Origin of the sequence: Microbacterium forte, from assembly GCF_031885415.1 — a bacterium.
GTDB classification, from domain to species: domain Bacteria; phylum Actinomycetota; class Actinomycetes; order Actinomycetales; family Microbacteriaceae; genus Microbacterium; species Microbacterium forte.
This window is the reverse complement of the sequence record NZ_CP116871.1, coordinates 1,580,599-1,599,009: the sequence shown is the minus strand read 5'-3', so window position 1 is coordinate 1,599,009 and position 18,411 is coordinate 1,580,599. Positions and strand designations below refer to the sequence as shown.

At 66.1% G+C, this 18,411-nt stretch carries 11 protein-coding genes and 1 tRNA gene; 10 read left to right on the top strand and 2 right to left on the bottom strand.

The annotated features are described in order from the left end of the window. Position 1 precedes the first annotated feature (1 nt). Positions 2 to 922, bottom strand: a complete 921-nt coding sequence (locus tag OB895_RS07725; protein ID WP_079112335.1) for a sugar kinase — start codon at positions 920 to 922, stop codon at positions 2 to 4. A 167-nt stretch (positions 923 to 1,089) separates the two neighbouring features. Between OB895_RS07725 and OB895_RS07720 the strand changes: the two genes are divergently transcribed. From OB895_RS07720 to rpoC, 7 genes are all read left to right on the top strand, one after another. Then, a complete protein-coding gene (locus OB895_RS07720; RefSeq protein ID WP_042539074.1) occupies positions 1,090 to 2,763 on the top strand; it encodes an ABC transporter substrate-binding protein in 1,674 nt (557 codons plus the stop codon). 86 nt (positions 2,764 to 2,849) lie between these two features. Continuing rightward, complete coding sequence (locus OB895_RS07715) at positions 2,850 to 3,854, top strand: ABC transporter permease (protein WP_079112336.1); 1,005 nt, start codon at positions 2,850 to 2,852, stop codon at positions 3,852 to 3,854. Positions 3,855 to 3,888: 34 nt separating this feature from the next. After that, positions 3,889 to 4,854, top strand: a complete 966-nt coding sequence (locus OB895_RS07710) for an ABC transporter permease (protein ID WP_079112337.1) — start codon at positions 3,889 to 3,891, stop codon at positions 4,852 to 4,854. After that, positions 4,851 to 6,557, top strand: a complete 1,707-nt coding sequence (locus OB895_RS07705; RefSeq protein ID WP_079112338.1) for an ABC transporter ATP-binding protein — start codon at positions 4,851 to 4,853, stop codon at positions 6,555 to 6,557. Before OB895_RS07710 ends, OB895_RS07705 begins: the two co-directional genes overlap by 4 nt. A gap of 44 nt (positions 6,558 to 6,601) precedes the next feature. Beyond that, on the top strand, positions 6,602 to 7,216 hold the full coding sequence (locus tag OB895_RS07700; protein WP_079112339.1) for a hypothetical protein: 615 nt from the start codon (positions 6,602 to 6,604) through the stop codon (positions 7,214 to 7,216). 221 nt (positions 7,217 to 7,437) lie between these two features. Beyond that, positions 7,438 to 10,941 (top strand): DNA-directed RNA polymerase subunit beta, encoded by a 3,504-nt coding sequence (gene rpoB / locus OB895_RS07695; RefSeq protein ID WP_042539084.1) that lies wholly within the window; start codon positions 7,438 to 7,440, stop codon positions 10,939 to 10,941. Positions 10,942 to 11,026: 85 nt separating this feature from the next. Next, positions 11,027 to 14,902 carry a DNA-directed RNA polymerase subunit beta' gene (gene rpoC / locus OB895_RS07690; protein ID WP_042539086.1) on the top strand — a complete coding sequence of 1,292 codons (3,876 nt, stop codon included), beginning with the start codon at positions 11,027 to 11,029 and terminating at the stop codon, positions 14,900 to 14,902. A 128-nt stretch (positions 14,903 to 15,030) separates the two neighbouring features. On the opposite strand, the gene OB895_RS07685 is transcribed toward rpoC, so the two are convergent. Further along, a complete protein-coding gene (locus OB895_RS07685; protein WP_042539089.1) occupies positions 15,031 to 15,621 on the bottom strand; it encodes a hypothetical protein in 591 nt (196 codons plus the stop codon). An 85-nt stretch (positions 15,622 to 15,706) separates the two neighbouring features. On the opposite strand from OB895_RS07685, the gene OB895_RS07680 reads away from it, so the two are divergent. The 3 genes from OB895_RS07680 to OB895_RS07670 all read left to right on the top strand — a co-directional run bounded on the left by OB895_RS07680 (position 15,707) and on the right by OB895_RS07670 (position 18,234). Beyond that, on the top strand, positions 15,707 to 16,636 hold the full coding sequence (locus OB895_RS07680) for a PfkB family carbohydrate kinase (RefSeq protein ID WP_079112340.1): 930 nt from the start codon (positions 15,707 to 15,709) through the stop codon (positions 16,634 to 16,636). Between the two features lie 86 nt (positions 16,637 to 16,722). Then, positions 16,723 to 16,807, top strand: a tRNA-Tyr gene (locus tag OB895_RS07675). Positions 16,808 to 17,058: 251 nt separating this feature from the next. Continuing rightward, entirely contained in the window at positions 17,059 to 18,234 is a 1,176-nt protein-coding gene (locus OB895_RS07670; protein WP_079112341.1) for a hypothetical protein, read from the top strand. Positions 18,235 to 18,411: the final 177 nt, after the last annotated feature.

Here is an 18,411-nt window from a genome sequence, read left to right as displayed (position 1 = left end):
ATCAGTCGATGTGATCGCGGGTGCTGACCAGCGCTCTGGTCGCGATCCTGTGCGCGCGGGCGAGGCTGCCGGTGAGGGAGAGCCCGGTCAGCACGCCGGCGAGGAACCCGGCGGCGAACGCGTCGCCGGCTCCGATGGATTCCACGACGGGGACGTCGAGCGACCTGCTGTCGGTGCGTTCCGCTCCGTCGAACGCCACGGCGCCGTCGGGGCTCGTGGCGAGCAGATACCTCGGCTCGGGGAACAGCTCGCGCAGCCGATCCGGCTCGGCGGTGCCGAACACCGACTCTGCGTCGGGTCGAGTGCAGAACGCGATGTCGGCGCGGCGCACGTAGTCCGAGATCACGGCGCGCCCTTCGTCCTGGCGTCCGCGCCAGAGCGCGGGGCGCCAGTTCACGTCGAAGCTGAGCAGCCGACCGTCGCGGGGTGCATCGAACAGCGCATCCTGTGCAGCCCGCGCGGAAGCCGAGAGAGCAGGCGTGATCCCGGAGGTGTGCACCAGCGCCGCCTGAGCCAGAAGGACGGATGCTGCGGGGGATTCGAGTGTCGCGGGCGACAGCGCCGAGGCTGCTGAGCCCGAGCGGTAGTAGTGCATCGTCCCGTCGACCGAGCCGTCTGGGCGAGGCGACAGCTCTTTCACGTAGAGACCGGTCGGGGCTTCGGCGTCGACGTCGACGGCCGAATCGTCGACCTCGTGTCTGCGCAGCTCGGCCGTGAGGAACCGACCGAAACCGTCGTCGCCCACGCGGGACACGACAGCGGTGCGGATTCCTGCCGATGCCAGTGCGATCGCGGTGTTCCACTCCGCCCCGGCGAGCGATCGGTGAAAGGTGCGCACGTCCTCGAGAGGAGCGGCAGTGGCGGGGACGAAAGAGACGAGGCCCTCGCCGACGCAGACGGCGAGGGGAGATGTGTCGGGCACGTTGTGGACATTACCGGATGGGCACGACCACGTAACTTCCGTAACAGGAATGCAACCTGGAGGTGTTTGCATCGGAATGCGCACTGGGTAGCGTCGAGGCATCACCGTTCCGAAGTCGACGATGTCTTCGGGACGCGCACTGTAGCGCTCGACAGGAAGGTCACACAATGCACCACTCAGTCACGCGTCGGCGAGGACTCCTCGCCGTCACCGGAGCCGCACTGGCGGCGCTGGTCCTCTCGGGATGCGTCGCCAGCGAGCGCAGCGACGACGGCGGAGAGGCTGCGGGCGATGTCGACGGCACGTTCGTGTTCGCCGCATCCTCCGACCCGGCCAGCCTCGACCCGGCATTCGCCCAGGACGGCGAGAGCTTCCGCGTCTCGCGGCAGATGTTCGAGGGCCTCGTGGGCACCGAACCCGGCACGGCCGACCCGGCACCGCTGCTCGCCGAGTCGTGGGAGTCGTCGGAAGACGGCATGAGCCACACATTCACTCTGAAGGAGGACGTCACCTTCCACGACGGCACCCCGTTCAACGCCGAGGCCGTGTGTGCGAACTTCGACCGCTGGTACAACTGGACCGGCCTCGCGGCATCAGAGGCGTTCGGCTACTACTACAACAAGCTCTTCAAGGGCTACGCCGACAGCCCGGCGGACGCCGTCTACAAGTCCTGCACCCCTGACGGCGACTACTCCGTCACGATCGACCTGAACAAGCCGTTCGCCGGATTCGTCGCGTCGCTGTCGCTGCCGTCGTTCTCGATGCAGAGCCCGTCGGCACTCCAGGAGTTCGGCGCCGACGACGTGAGCGGCTCCGCCGAGGCTCCCGTGCTCTCCGAGTACGCGATGGGTCACCCGGTCGGCACCGGCCCGTACCAGTTCGACGAGTGGGCGCCGGGCGAGCAGGTCACGCTCAAGGCCTACGACGACTACTGGGGCGAGGCGGGCCAGATCGACGAGATCATCTTCCGCACGATCGACGACCCGACCGCGCGTCGTCAGGCTCTCGAGTCCGGATCGATCGACGGCTACGACCTCGTGGGTCCTGCCGACACCAAGGCACTCGAGGACGACGGCTTCACCATGGTGTCGCGCCCTCCCTTCACGATCCTCTACCTCGCCTTCAACCAGGCCATCCCCGAGCTGCAGGACCCGAAGGTCCGTGAGGCGCTCTCGTACGCGGTCGACAAGGATGCGCTGATCAGCCAGGTCCTCCCCGAGGGCACCGAGAAGGCGATCGAGTTCGTTCCCGACACCGTCAACGGATACAACCCCGACGTCACGACCTACGACTACGACCCCGAGAAGGCCAAGTCGCTGCTCGCAGAAGCAGGCTATGACGAGGCCAACCCGCTGAAGCTGACCTTCAACTACCCGGTCAACGTCTCGCGTCCGTACATGCCGGACCCCGAGCAGATCTTCACGGTGCTCTCGTCGCAGCTCGCCGAGGTCGGCGTCGAGACCACCCCGGTCTCGGAGGAGTGGGTCGAGTACCTCGACCGCACCACGGGAACGGCCGACCACGGCATCCACCTGCTGGGCTGGACCGGTGACTACAACGACACCGACAACTTCGTCGGCGTCTTCTTCGGTCAGCAGAGCTCGGAGTGGGGCTTCGACAACCCCGAGCTGTTCCAGAAGCTGAACGAGGCTCGCGGTGTCTCCAACCTCGAGGACCAGACGGCCCTCTACGAGGAGATCAACGAGATGGTCGCGCAGTTCATCCCGGGTGTGCCGATCGCGCACCCGGCGCCGACACTGGCCTTCGACCCTCGCGTCGAGAGCTATCCCGCCAGCCCGGTGAACGACGAGGTCTTCACGGACATCGTCCTCACCGAGTAGGTCTGACCGACTGAGATGCCCACCCGGGTCTCCGCGCTCGCCGCGGAGGCCCGGGACCGGCGTACCTTCTGATCAACGGAGACCTCTTGCTGCGCACCATCGGCAGGCGACTGCTTTTCCTCATTCCCACTCTGATCGGCCTCAGCATCCTGCTGTTCGCCTGGGTCAGGGCCCTGCCAGGCGGCCCGGCCGTCGCTCTTCTCGGCGAGAAGGCGACTCCGGAGGCCGTCGCCAGGGTCAACGAACTCTACGGCTTCAACAAGCCGATCCTGGAGCAGTACTTCATCTGGGTCGGCCGCCTCCTCCAGGGCGACTTCGGAACATCGATCCAGACGAACCGGCCCGTGACGGAGGAGTTCTTCCGTCGCTTCCCCGCGACGATCGAGCTGAGTGTTCTCGCGCTCATCTTCGCGGTCGGCGTCGGCATCCCGCTCGGCTACTGGGCGGCTCGCCGCCACGGCAAGTTCACCGACCACGCGTCGGTGGTGCTGAGCCTCGTGGGCATCACCATCCCGGTGTTCTTCCTGGCCTTCATCCTGAAATACGTGTTCGCGGTGCAGCTCGGGTGGCTTCCCTCGGACGGCCGTCAGAACCCTCGAATAGATGCCACGCACCCGACGGGGTTCTACGTCTGGGACGGCATCATCACCGGCGAGTTCGACGCGTCCTGGGACGCGCTCATGCACCTCGTCCTCCCGGCGTTGGCGCTCGGCACGATCCCGCTCGCGATCATCGTCCGCATCACCAGGGCGAGTGTCCTGGAGGTGCAGAACGCCGACTACGTGCGCACGGGCCGCGCGAAGGGTGTCGGTTCGTCGACTCTGCGCAGTCGCTTCATCCTGCGCAACGCGATGCTGCCCGTGATCACGACGATCGGTCTGCAGACCGGACTCCTCATCTCGGGGGCGGTGCTCACCGAGACCGTCTTCGCGTTCCCCGGCATCGGATCCTTCCTCGCGAGGGCGATCTTCACGCGGGACTTCCCGGTGCTCCAGGGGTTCATCATCTTCATCGCGATCGCCTACGCGCTGATCAACCTGGCGGTCGACGTGTCGTACAGCTTCATCGATCCGAGAGTGCGGGTGCAGTGATGTCCCGTCTCGTTCTCCGAAAGGGGGTGGCGTCATGACCATCTCGCTCCCACCCGCGCAAGGACCATCCGCAGCGAGCGGCGAGGTCGTCGACACCGTCGCCGTCGGCCGAGCAGGGCTCAGAGAGGGCCCTGGCGGATTCTGGCACGATGTGTTCCGCCGCCTCCGCCGCAACCCCACCGCCTGGATCGGCGCCGGCATCGTCCTGGTGTTCATCCTGGTGTCGGTGCTCGCTCCCGTGCTCGCTCCGTATCCCGAGACCGCATTGCCCGGCGCGAAGTTCATCACGCCGACGCACATCCCGGGACCGGGGGAGCTGCCCGAGTTCCCGCTCGGCCTCGACCGCTTCGGCGGCGACGTGCTCTCCAAGCTCATCTGGGGTGCGCAGGCGTCGCTGCTGATCGGTGTCATCTCGACCGCCCTGGGTCTGGTCGGCGGAATGATCCTCGGTCTTCTCGCCGGCACGTTCGGCGGATGGGTCGACACGTTCATCATGCGCGTCGTCGACATCATCCTGTCGGTGCCGAACCTGCTGCTGGCCGTCTCGATCGCCGCGATCCTGGGTCAGACGCCCTTCGCGGTGATGATCGCGATCGGTGCGTCGCAGGTTCCGATCTTCGCGCGCCTGCTGCGCGCGTCGATGCTGCAGCAGCGATCGAGCGACTATGTGCTCTCGGCCCAGACGCTGGGCCTCGGACGCGGTCAGATCACCATGTCGCACGTGCTGCCCAACGCGATCGGCCCGGTCATCGTGCAGGGGACGCTCACGCTGGCGACGGCTGTCATCGATGCGGCGGCGCTGTCGTTCCTCGGTCTCGGCGGCGGTCGCCCCGAGACGGCCGAGTGGGGGCGCATGCTCACCTACGCGCAGGCCGAGCTCGCCATCGCGCCGTGGCTGGCATTCCTGCCCGGCATCTGCATCGCGGTCACCGCGCTCGGCTTCACCCTGTTCGGTGAGGCGCTGCGCGAGGCCATGGACCCGAGGACGAGAGCACGATGAACGCTGCGAACGAGAACCGGGCGCCGAACGCGCCCCTGCTGTCCGTCGAGGGCCTGGCCGTCGACTTCGCCACCATGGACGGCGTCGTGCACGCGGTCGAGGGCGTCGACCTCGAGATCGCTCCGGGTGAGACCGTCGCGATCGTGGGGGAGTCGGGGTCGGGCAAGTCGACGACCGCGATGGCCATCATCGGGCTGCTCGCCGGGGGCGGCCGCGTCGCCGCCGGCAGCATCCGCCTCGACGGCCGCGACATCACGCGCGCCTCCGAGAACGAGCTGCGCACGATCAGGGGGCGTGACATCGGCCTCGTGCCACAGGACCCGATGTCCAACCTGAATCCGGTCGCCAAGATCGGCACCCAGGTCGCCGAGACCCTCCTCGCGCACGGTCTCGCCACCAGGCAGAACGTGAAGGAGAAGGTCGTCGAGGCGCTCAGCGCCGCGGGCCTGCCCGACCCCGAACGCCGTGCGAAGCAGTATCCGCACGAGTTCTCGGGTGGCATGCGCCAGCGCGCGCTGATCGCGATCGGTCTGGCGTGCAAACCTCGTCTGCTGATCGCGGACGAGCCGACGAGTGCGCTCGACGTCACCGTGCAGCACACGATCCTCGACCAGATCGGTCAGATGACGCGCGAGCTGGGCACGGCCGTGCTGCTCATCACGCATGACCTCGGTCTCGCGGCCGAGCGCGCCGAGCGCGTCGTCGTGATGCACCGGGGCAAGGTCGTCGAGCAGGGGCCGGCCAAGCAGATCCTCGAGGCGCCGCAGCATCCGTACACGCAGTCGCTCGTGGCGGCGGCACCGTCGGTCGCGGCCGCGCGCCTGCGGCCGGAGGCGTTCCGTGTCGAGGACCGGCCCGCTCAAGGGGCGGATGCTCCGGCCCTGGCGGACGAGGTGACGCCCGGGGTTCCGGCCGCCGACCACATCGTCGAGTTCGAGCACCTCACCAAGGTGTATCCGGTCCGAGGGCAGAAGGAGGACTTCGTCGCCGTGAACGACGTCTCTCTCGCGATCCCTCGGGGTGAGACGGTCGCCATCGTGGGCGAGTCCGGGTCCGGCAAGACCACCACGGCGCGGATGCTGCTCAAGATCATCGAGCCGACGAGCGGCCTCATCCGGTACGGGGGCAAGGACATCGCGTCCCTCGACCGCGCGGAGACGAAGGACTTCCGTCAGCGGGTGCAGCCGATCTTCCAGGACCCGTACTCGAGCCTGAACCCGATGTTCACGATCGAGCGCCTGATCTCCGAGCCGCTCGACTTCTACAAGCGGGGGAGCAGCGCCGACAGGCGCAAGCGCGTCCGCCAGCTGCTCGACGATGTGGCCCTGCCGCAGTCCATGCTGCGGCGGTATCCGTCGGAGCTGTCCGGCGGGCAGCGGCAGCGTGTCGCGATCGCCAGGGCGCTCGCCCTCTCGCCCGATCTGATCGTGTGCGACGAGCCGGTGTCGGCGCTGGACGTGCTCGTGCAGGACCAGATCCTCACACTGCTCGGCGACCTGCAGACCGAGTACGGGCTCAGCTATCTGTTCATCTCGCACGACCTCGCGGTCGTGCGACTGATCAGCGACTACGTGTGCGTGATGAAGGACGGATCTCTCGTCGAGGCGGCTTCGTCGGAGGAGATCTTCACGAACCCGCGCGACCCGTATACGCGCCGCCTGCTGGCGTCGATCCCGGGGAACGAACTCAACATCGCCTCCTGAGGCTCCGAGAGCGCATGGTCACAGCCGGTATATAGGCTGTGGCCATGCGCTCTCCCCTTCCGTCCGCGGCAGTCATCCTCCTCGCTGCATCGCTCGTCCTGACCGGATGCTCCTTCCCTACCACGGAGTCGTCGACCTCGACGGGCGAGGAGCCGGCGGAGTCGAGTGCTCCGAGCACGCAGGAATCGACGAGTCTCGACGCGGCACCCGCCACGGGAGAGACGATCACCGGAGACGGGTACACCTACGTCGTCCCCGAGGGGTGGGCCGTGCCCGATCAGGAGATCGCCGGCTTCAGCCCGGACACGCTCGCCGCGAACCGACAGGACACGGACGGGTTCGCCGACAACGTCAACGTCCTCGAGTCGCCTGCCGGCCTCGTCACTCCTGACCTCGTCGAGAGCGCCGGAGTGACCGAGCTCGAGGGAGCCGGCGCGACCGACATCGTCGTGAACGACCGGGTGACGATCGCAGACTCCGAGTCCGCTCACCTGTCGGCGTCGATGACGAGCGAGGGCACGACCTACAGCGTCGAGCAGTACTACGTCAGCACCGACGACCAGACCTACGTCGTCACGTTCTCGTTCAGCGACACGGTGACTCCCGACGAGCGGCAGGCGGTCGCCGAGTCGATCCTCGTCACCTGGACCTGGGTCTGACCGACGTCCGACGAGGCGTCCTGAGGGCGCCAATACCGCAGCATCCGAAGAACGTCAAGGATTGAGCTTGCCATGTCGCAAGTTCGCGCGTATAGTTGGTAGTTGCGCTCGCTTCTCCCTGCCCTCATATGGTGGTCGGCATTTCGTTGAGCATCCGGGCGCACACTCACCTGACGACAAAGGAATCGAGAAGCCCTGCGGGGCTCACGGAGGTTATTCCCTTGGCTGCTGCTCGCAACGCATCCACCACCACCACCACTAAGAACGGACGCGGAGCATCCCGTCTTTCGTTCGCCAAGATCTCCGACACGCTGACGGTCCCTGACCTTCTCGCTCTGCAGACCGAATCCTTCGGCTGGCTCGTCGGCAACGACGCCTGGAAGGCTCGTGTCGCAGAGGCCAAGAAGGCCGGCCGCACAGACGTGAACGAGAACAGCGGCCTCGGCGAGATCTTCGAGGAGATCTCCCCGATCGAGGACCTCGGCGAAACGATGCAGCTGTCGTTCACGAACCCGTACCTCGAGCCGGAGAAGTACTCGATCGAGGAGTGCAAGGAGCGTGGCAAGACCTACGCCGCTCCGCTGTACGTCGAGGCCGAGTTCATGAACCACCTCACGGGCGAGATCAAGACCCAGACGGTCTTCATGGGCGACTTCCCGCTCCAGACCGACAAGGGCACGTTCATCATCAACGGCTCCGAGCGCGTCGTCGTCTCGCAGCTCGTGCGCTCCCCGGGTGTCTACTTCGACAAGACCCCCGACAAGACGTCCGACAAGGACATCGTGTCGGCGCGCGTCATCCCGAGCCGTGGTGCATGGCTCGAGTTCGAGATCGACAAGCGCGACCAGGTCGGCGTCCGTGTCGACCGCAAGCGCAAGCAGTCGGTCACCGTGTTCCTCAAGGCGCTGGGCATGACCAGCGAGGAGATCCTCACGGAGTTCGCCGGCTACACCTCGATCGAGGAGACGCTCGCGAAGGACACCATCGTCACGAAGGAAGATGCGCTCCGCGACATCTACCGCAAGCTGCGTCCGGGCGAGCAGGTCGCTGCCGAGGCCGCGCGTGCGCTTCTCGACAACTTCTACTTCAACCCGAAGCGCTACGACCTGGCGAAGGTGGGTCGTTACAAGATCAACCACAAGCTCGGTCTCGACGCACCGCTGACCGACTCGGTCCTCACGGTTCAGGACATCGTCGCGACGATCAAGTACCTCGTGCGTCTGCACGCAGGCACGGAAGAGACCTTCCCCGGCATCCGCTCGGGCAAGAAGGCCGACATCCGCATCGCGACCGACGACATCGACAACTTCGGCAACCGTCGCATCCGCGCGGTCGGCGAGCTGATCCAGAACCAGGTCCGCACCGGTCTCTCCCGCATGGAGCGCGTCGTCCGCGAGCGCATGACCACGCAGGACATCGAGGCGATCACGCCGCAGACCCTGATCAACGTGCGCCCCGTCGTCGCAGCGATCAAGGAGTTCTTCGGAACCTCGCAGCTCTCGCAGTTCATGGACCAGAACAACCCGCTCGCGGGTCTGACCAACAAGCGCCGCCTCTCGGCTCTCGGCCCCGGTGGTCTGAGCCGTGACCGCGCAGGTGTCGAGGTCCGTGACGTCCACCCGTCGCACTACGGCCGCATGTGCCCCATCGAGACCCCGGAAGGCCCGAACATCGGTCTGATCGGTGCTCTCGCGACCTTCGCGCGCATCAACTCGTTCGGCTTCATCGAGACCCCGTACCGCAAGGTCACCGGGGGCGTCGTCACCGAGGAGATCGACTACCTGACGGCTTCCGAAGAGGTCGACTTCAACATCGCGCAGGCCAATGCCCCGCTCGACAAGAACGGTCGCTTCATCGAGAGCCACGTCCTGGCCCGCCCCAAGGGCGGCAGCGGCGAGGTCGACATGTTCCTCCCGGAGGACATCGGCTACATCGATGTCTCGCCTCGCCAGATGGTGTCGGTCGCGACCTCGCTCGTGCCGTTCCTCGAGCACGACGATGCGCAGCGCGCGCTCATGGGCGCCAACATGCAGCGTCAGGCTGTGCCGCTGCTGCGCAGCGACTCGCCGCTCGTCGGAACCGGTATGGAGGGCTACACCGCCATCGACGCCGGCGACGTGCTCACGGCTGAGAAGCCGGGTGTCGTCACCGAGGTCTCCGCAGACCGCGTCACCGTCATGCTCGACGAGGGTGGAACGCAGGATTACCACCTGCGCAAGTTCGACCGCTCCAACCAGGGCACGTCGTACAACCAGAAGGTCGTCGTCAACGAGGGCGACCGCGTCGAGGTCGGAGAGGTCATCGCTGATGGCCCCGCCACCGAGAACGGCGAGCTGGCCCTCGGAAAGAACCTCCTCGTCGCGTTCATGACGTGGGAAGGCTACAACTTCGAGGACGCGATCATCCTCAGCCAGGACCTCGTGAAGGACGACACCCTCTCCTCGATCCACATCGAGGAATACGAGGTCGACGCCCGCGACACGAAGCTCGGCAAGGAGGAGATCACCCGTGATCTCCCCAACGTCAGCCCTGAGCTGCTGAAGGATCTCGACGAGCGCGGCATCATCCGCATCGGCGCCGAGGTCCGCCCCGGCGACATCCTCGTCGGCAAGGTCACGCCGAAGGGCGAGACCGAGCTGTCGGCGGAAGAGCGTCTGCTCCGCGCGATCTTCAACGAGAAGAGCCGCGAGGTCCGTGACACCTCTCTGAAGGTGCCCCACGGTGAGCAGGGCACGATCATCGCCGTCAAGGAGTTCAACGCCGAGGACGGCGACGACGAGCTCGGCTCCGGTGTCAACCGCCGAGTCGTGGTCTACATCGCCCAGAAGCGCAAGATCACCGAGGGTGACAAGCTCGCCGGTCGTCACGGCAACAAGGGTGTCATCGCGAAGATCCTCCCGATCGAGGACATGCCGTTCCTCGCGGACGGAACCCCCGTCGACATCGTGCTGAACCCGCTGGGCATCCCGGGTCGAATGAACTTCGGTCAGGTGCTCGAGACCCACCTCGGGTGGATCGCGAAGCAGGGCTGGAAGGTCGAAGGAAACCCGGAGTGGGCTACGAAGCTCCCGAAGGACGCCTTCGAGGCCGCACCCGGCACCAAGGTCGCCACCCCGGTGTTCGACGGTGCGAGCGAGGAGGAGATCGCAGGTCTCCTCGACTCGACCATCCCGACCCGTGACGGCGTGCGCCTGATCGACTCCACCGGAAAGGCCCAGATGTTCGACGGGCGCTCCGGCGAGCCGTTCCCGGCGCCGATCTCGGTGGGCTACATGTACATCCTGAAGCTCCACCACCTGGTCGACGACAAGATCCACGCGCGTTCGACTGGTCCGTACTCGATGATCACCCAGCAGCCGCTCGGTGGTAAGGCGCAGTTCGGTGGCCAGCGATTCGGTGAGATGGAGGTGTGGGCCCTCGAGGCCTACGGTGCCGCATACGCGCTCCAGGAGCTCCTCACGATCAAGTCCGACGACATCCTCGGCCGCGTCAAGGTGTACGAGGCCATCGTCAAGGGCGAGAACATCCAGGAGCCCGGCATCCCCGAGTCCTTCAAGGTGCTCATGAAGGAGATGCAGTCGCTCTGCCTGAACGTCGAGGTCCTCTCGGCAGACGGCACGCTCGTCAACCTGCGTGACACCGACGACGAGGCCTTCCGCGCTGCGGAGGAGCTCGGCATCAACATCTCCAGCCGCTTCGAGGCCGCCTCGATCGACGAGATCTAAGGTTCAGGCCGCCGACTGAGCAGCATGCCCGGTCGGCGGCCCACCTCCCCGATTTCTTCAGAAGAATTCCTACACAGGAGAATTTGTGCTCGAGTCAAACACTTTCGATGAGCTTCGCATCGGCCTGGCCACCGCGGACCACATCCGCGCCTGGTCCTACGGCGAGGTCAAGAAGCCTGAAACCATCAACTACCGCACCCTGAAGCCGGAGAAGGACGGTCTCTTCGGAGAGCAGATCTTCGGCCCGTCCCGCGACTGGGAGTGCGCCTGCGGAAAGTACAAGCGTGTCCGCTTCAAGGGCATCGTCTGCGAGCGCTGCGGCGTCGAGGTCACCAAGTCCTCGGTCCGTCGTGAGCGCATGGGTCACATCGAGCTCGCCGCTCCCGTCACCCACATCTGGTACTTCAAGGGTGTTCCCTCGCGTCTGGGCTACCTGCTCGACATGGCGCCGAAGGACCTCGAGAAGGTCATCTACTTCGCCGCCTACATGGTCATCTCGGTCGACGAGGATGCTCGTCACCGCGACCTGGGCACGCAGGAGAACAACATCCGTCTCGAGCTGAAGACGCTCGGAGACCGTCGCGACGCGAAGATCGCCGAGCGTCTGGCACGCCTGGAGGAGGAGCTCGCTTCCCTCGAGGCGGAGGGCGCCAAGGCCGACGCGAAGAAGAAGGTCAAGGACGCCGCCGAGAAGGAGATGTCGCTCATCCGCAAGGGTGCCGACGAGGCGATCGCCAAGCTCGAGCGCGTGTGGGAAGACTTCCGCACCCTCGAGGTCGGCGCACTGCGTCCCGAGGACGACGTCTTCCACGAGCTGCAGGACCGTTTCGGTCAGTACTTCGAGGCCTACATGGGCGCCGAGTCGATCCAGCGTCGCCTCGCGGCGTTCGACCTGGCAGCCGAGGCGGAGAGCCTGCACCTGCAGATCTCCGAGGGCAAGGGCCAGCGCAAGATCCGCGCGATCAAGCGTCTGAAGGTCGTCAACTCGTTCCTGGAGACCGGCATGAGCCCGGCCGCCATGGTGCTGGATGTCGTTCCGGTGATCCCGCCGGAGCTGCGCCCGATGGTGCAGCTCGACGGTGGCCGCTTCGCGACCTCCGACCTCAACGACCTCTACCGTCGTGTGATCAACCGCAACAACCGTCTTCGTCGTCTGATCGACCTCGGTGCCCCCGAGATCATCGTCAACAACGAGAAGCGGATGCTGCAGGAGGCCGTCGACGCACTGTTCGACAACGGTCGCCGTGGTCGTCCCGTCACCGGAACCGGCAACCGCGCCCTGAAGTCCCTCAGCGACATGCTGAAGGGCAAGCAGGGTCGCTTCCGTCAGAACCTGCTCGGAAAGCGCGTCGACTACTCCGGCCGTTCGGTCATCATCGTCGGACCGCAGCTCAAGCTGCACCAGTGCGGTCTGCCCAAGCAGATGGCTCTGGAGCTCTTCAAGCCGTTCGTGATCAAGCGCCTGATCGACCTCGGTCACTCGCAGAACATCAAGGCAGCCAAGCGCGCTGTCGAGCGCACCCGTCCCGAGGTCTGGGACGTGCTCGAGGAGATCATCCGCGAGCGTCCGGTGCTGCTCAACCGTGCACCCACCCTGCACCGTCTGGGCATCCAGGCCTTCGAGCCTCAGCTCGTCGAGGGCAAGGCCATCCAGCTGCACCCGCTCGTCTGCGCGGCGTTCAACGCCGACTTCGACGGTGACCAGATGGCTGTCCACCTGCCGCTGTCGGTCGAGGCTCAGGCCGAGGCCCGCGTGCTGATGCTCGCGTCGAACAACATCCTGAAGCCGTCCGACGGCCGCCCGGTCACCCTGCCTTCGCAGGACATGATCATCGGTCTGCACCACCTGACCACGGTCAAGGCGGGCGCAGCCGGTGAGGGCCGTGCATTCGGTTCGGTGGGCGAGGCGATCCTGGCCAAGGACGAGGGAACCCTTGACCTGCAGGCCAAGGTCCGCATCCGCATCCCGGGTCTGACCTTCCTCGAGGGCGAAGCTCCCGAGGGCTACGAGCGTCACGGTCTCGTCGACGCATCGCTCGGTCAGGCGATCTTCAACGACACGCTTCCCAAGGGATACCCGTTCGTCCGCGAGCAGGCTGACAAGAACAAGCTGTCGCAGATCGTCAACAAGCTGGCCGAGGAGTACCCCAAGGTCGAGACGGCTGCGTCGCTGGACCGCATCAAGGACGCCGGTTTCTACTGGGCGACTCGCTCCGGTGTGACCGTCGCTCTGAGCGACATCCTGACGCCTCCGAACAAGGCGGAGATCGTCGCCGGCTACGAGAAGCAGGCCGCGAAGGTCCAGTCCCAGTACGAGAAGGGCCTGACGACCGACACCGAGCGTCGCCAGGAGCTCATCAAGATCTGGACCGAGGCGACGGACGAGGTTCAGGCCGCGATGCGGGCGAACTTCCCCGAGGACAACACCATCAACCGCATGGTGTCGTCCGGTGCTCGTGGTAACTGGCTGCAGATCCGGAACATCGCCGGTATGCGTGGTCTGGTGAACAACCCCAAGGGTGAGATCATCCCGCGTCCGATCATCTCCTCGTACCGCGAGGGTCTGTCGGTGGCGGAGTACTTCATCGCGACGCACGGTACCCGTAAGGGTCTGGCCGACACCGCTCTGCGTACCGCCGACTCGGGTTACCTGACCCGTCGTCTGGTGGATGTCTCGCAGGACGTCATCATCCGCGAAGAGGACTGCGGCACGTCGAAGGGCCTCGAGCTCCCGATCGCCGCTCCGAACTCGCAGGGCGAGCTGGTGCGCGACGCGAACGTCGAGAACTCGGTGTTCGCTCGTACGCTGGCCTCCGATGTGGTCGACAGCAAGGGCGAGGTTCTCGCTTCTGCCGGTGACGACGTGGGTGACGTGCTCATCGACAAGCTGGTCGCGCTGGGTGTCGAGAGCATCAAGGTGCGCTCGGTGCTCACGTGTGACTCCGCTGTCGGTGTCTGCGCGCAGTGCTACGGCCGTTCGCTCGCGACGGGTAAGACCGTCGACATCGGAGAGGCCGTCGGCATCATCGCGGCCCAGTCGATCGGTGAGCCCGGTACCCAGCTGACGATGCGTACCTTCCACACCGGTGGTTCGGCTTCGGCCGATGACATCACGCAGGGTCTGCCCCGCGTGCAGGAGCTCTTCGAGGCGCGTACCCCCAAGGCTGCGTCGCCGATCGCAGAGGCCGACGGTCGCATCACTATCGACGAGACGGACAAGGCCAAGAGGCTCATCCTGACGCCCGACAACGGTGACGAGGAAGTGATCTACCCGGTTCTGAAGCGTGCGACGCTTCTGGTCGAGGACGGTCAGCACGTCAGCGTCGGTCAGCCGCTCCTGGTCGGAACGCTCGACCCCAAGGAGGTCATGCGTGTCATGGGTGCCCGCGAGGTGCAGCGTTACCTCGTCGGTGGCGTCCAGGGCGTGTACCGCTCGCAGGGTGTGCCGATCCACGACAAGCACATCGAGGTCATCGTCCGTCAGATGCTCCGCAAGGTCACCGTCGTCGATCACGCCGACACGACCCTGCTTCCGGGTGAGATGGTCGACCTCAAGCGCTACCAGGCGATCAACCGCGAGGCTGTGGCAGAGGGCAAGCGCCCGGCGTCCGGCCGTTCGGAGCTGATGGGTATCACGAAGGCGTCGCTCGCGACGGAGTCGTGGCTGTCGGCCGCCTCCTTCCAGGAGACGACCCGCGTGCTCACCGAGGCTGCGATGCAGGGCAAGCGCGACCCGCTGGTCGGTCTCAAGGAGAACGTCATCATCGGTAAGCTCATCCCCGCCGGAACCGGTCTCTCGAAGTACCGCGACGTCACGGTCGAGGCCACCGAGGAAGCCAAGAGCGAGCGCTACCCGAACCGGATCTTCGCATCCGACGGCGCGTACGCTGACGGCGACTTCGGCTACGTCGACTTCGACGCGTTCTCGACGGACGACATCACGCCGGGTACGTACAATTGACCCGCTTGCGGGTCATGATTGAGCGAGCACGCGCGTAGCGCGAGCGAGTCGAAAAACTGACGTACTGAGTGAGTGAGTGAGAAGGCCCCGGGCGATTCGCCCGGGGCCTTCTTCGTGTCCGGATGCCGTCAGTCGAAGAGGTGCGCCACGATGCTCGAGGTATAGCCCTCGGGGGCCAGGTTGGAGTATTCGGAGTCGATCAGCACGTCGTCACGCCAGAACAGGGTGCGCCCGTCGGTGACCGGGTACTGCGTGTTCGGCCAGGTCTTCTCGCAGCGGGTGCCGCCGTCCGGCGTGAAGCACGTGAAGCCCTCGTCGGCGACGAGAGCGTTCAGCATGTCGAGGGCCGGGCCGCGGCTCATCAGAGAGATCGTCGTGACGAGACGGGTGGTGTCGGCCTTCGGGTCCGCCCAGATGCAGGTCAGCGTGCCGTCGTCGCCCACTCCGGAGGGCCCGAGGGCCGCATCGTTGAGCGGGATGCCGTCGAGCTGGGCGAGCACGTCGTCCGACAGGATGGCGCGACAATCGGAGGGCAGAGCGATCGGCGTCTCGGTCGGAGTGGGGGAGGGTGACGGACTTGTCGATCCATCGGGCGAAGAACTCGACGACGGCTCCCCGGATTCGCTCGGGCCGGCGGATCCTGAGCCGGTGGAACCGCAGCCGGTGAGCAGCGTCACGAGCAGGAGAGCCGCAGCTCCGGCGGCGATTCGAGGGTTCATGCGCTCACCGTAGCGCTGATGGGATGCAGTGCAGGGAAGCCGCGCAAGCGGGCCCAGAAGCCGCTCTCGCGGTAGTGTCGGCAGAATGAGTGATGAATCCTCCCGAGCACGCGGTGCAGTCGTCGTCGGAGACGCACTGATCGACGAGATCCACGACGGCGGTGGAGTGCGAGAGCTGGTGGGCGGCGCGGCGCTGAACGTCGCCGTCGGCCTTCGCCGGCTGGGCGTGCCGACGACGCTGATCGCGATGGTCGGAGAGGACGAAGCGGGTGCGCACATCCGCGAGTACCTCGACGATCACGACGTGCGACTGATCGCGAGCGAGGCGCCGCTGGGCTCGTCTCGTGCGATCGTGCAGCGTGCGTCGGACGGCGAGCCCGTCTACGTCTTCAACGAGGCGGCGCAGAGGCGCAGCATCCGGTACTCGGGCGAAGCCGTCCAGGCGATCGCCGACTCGGGTCTCGTGGCCGTCAGCTGCTTCCCCTTCGATGTGCCTGCTGAGGTCGATGCGCTGCTCGAGGCCGTCGGTGATGCTCGACTCGCTGTCGACCCGAACCCGCGTTCGGGGATGCTGAGTGATCGTGCCGAGTTCGTGCGCGGTTTCGAGCGTGCGGCTGCCGGGGCATCGATCGTCAAGGTCGGCGCCGATGATGCGTCGCTTCTCTATGACGGCGATCTCGACGCACTCAGGGCACGGTTGCGTGCCCTCGGTGTCAGCGCGGTTCTCGCGACCGCGGGTGCGGATGGCGCGGCTCTCGAGTCGGATGCCGGAATCGTCACGGCGCCCATCTCGACGCTGCCCGGCCGCGTCGTCGACACCGTCGGGGCCGGCGATGCGACCCTCGCAGCCGTGGCTTCGGGACTGGCGCACGGCACGCCCTCCGACGCTGACGGGTGGCGGCAGCTGCTCGTCCGAGCTATGGATGTGGCCGCCGCGACCTGCCGCGCCGAGGGCGGCCTGCTGCGGACTCCGGAGTCGCTGGCCGACCCCGACCAGGGCGTTTTCGGGAGCTGACCGCTCGATTTCTCGCGCCTGCCCTCGGCAGGTATGATTATCTATCGTGCCCCCGGTTGGCTGTCGAAGTCGGACGGGTGCGCTCTGGCGAGTTACCCAAGCGGCCAAAGGGATCTGACTGTAAATCAGACTGCTCAGCATTCGGGGGTTCGAATCCCTCACTCGCCACCAGAGAAGTTCCTCGGATCTAGATCTCAGATGTTCTCGGATCTAAACACCACATGAGAAGGGCCGCCAGTATCACTCGGCGGCCCTTCTCTCGTGGCGCCGATCATCCTCCCGCCCCGACTGCTGGCCGCGGCGTCGCACGCACGCCCGGAACGATCCGGGACCCGACGTACAACCGCACGGCCCTGTCCTCCCCGGCGACGATGACTTCGACCGAGAAGAAGCATCCTCCTGAGCACCGATACCATGCGTCTATGTCGAAAGGGAGCAAGCGGATCTTGGCTGCGAAACAGACGCTTGCGCGTAGCGTTTCGACGGACGTCCGGCGCCGGCCTTGGACGCTTGTGGGCGCCGGGCTGCTCGTTGCCGCTGCGCTTGTCGCAGTAGGGCTGTCGCAGTATCTGGGCGCTGGGGCTCCAGAACCGTCGAGCGTCGAATCGGAGAGGGCGATCCGCAACTTCTCCTACGCGCTCGTGATTCCGTTCGCGGAGAGTGCGGGAGTCGTACTGCCGACGTTCGTCGCGGCGTTGCTCGCCCTGGCCGTGCTTGAGGCAACGCAGTTCGGGGCCGCCACTGTTACTCAGATCGTCATCTTCATCGGAGGGCTGGCCGCCACATGGGGATGGGTTGCCGGCTTCGCTTTCGTCGTTGGGGAGTTGAATGGTGCCGACACTCTGGCTGCGGCGGTTCTGGCACTCGTCTGCGTTCTTGTCGCCGCGGTCATCGTCGAGGTGCTCCCTTTGGGGGCGGAGGTTCGCGCTCAAGAGTCCGAGTACCGGCAGCAGCGTGTGCGCGCGGTGTTCGACGAGATCCGTGCTGGCTGGGAGAAACGTTCCGGTGCCCCCGCGGACCTCTCACGACTTCGCACCAACCGCGCGGTCCTCATCGTTGTGGGCTGGTACGCGGCGTCCATCGTCGCTTCAGGTGGCGTCGTGTTCGTGGCAGCTGCGGTCGGCGGAGCTGCGGGCAGCGACTGGTGGACGCTCCTGCTTGTGTACCCGCTGCTGCCTATTGCAATGCTCGTGATCGTCCACATCAATGCCCTTCAGCTCGCACGCCTGCGACCTCCAGTGGTGGGGTGGTTGGACGCTGAAGGGACTGTCTACGTCACGCGATGGGTGATCTTCGCCGGTGCAGCCGCGTACCTTTTTATTGTCGCGGGATTCGCGGTTTTGCTCTCCGTGGTGAGCGTCAGCGCGGGCGCGAGATTCGGAGGGGTCGAGATCGCACTTTCCGGGCTGAGCGTAATCCACATCGTGCTCTGGCTCGCTAGTTACTTTCCCGTTTTCCGAGGTCCCCGCTGGACGTGGCTTCTCGGCACGGCGGCCATCGTCACCCACCTGCGCTTTCAGAAAACACGGCTGCGCACCTTCAAGAAGGTTCGTAAGGCGGACAAGGTCCTCGCGAAGGCTTCCCGCAGCAGGCCCTGAGGTCGGTTGCGGCCCGACACCGGTGGGGCGAGAGCCGACTGGCCCACGCACAGGGAGCGGTTGCGGACTGCCAGCTACGGGATCGCGTTGCCGTTGCGCCCGACTCGGCGTGCATCCTCGCCGCCCTCGGTACTTTGCTGGCGCTGAAGCGCCGTAGGGTCGCCGCCGACAGCTGGG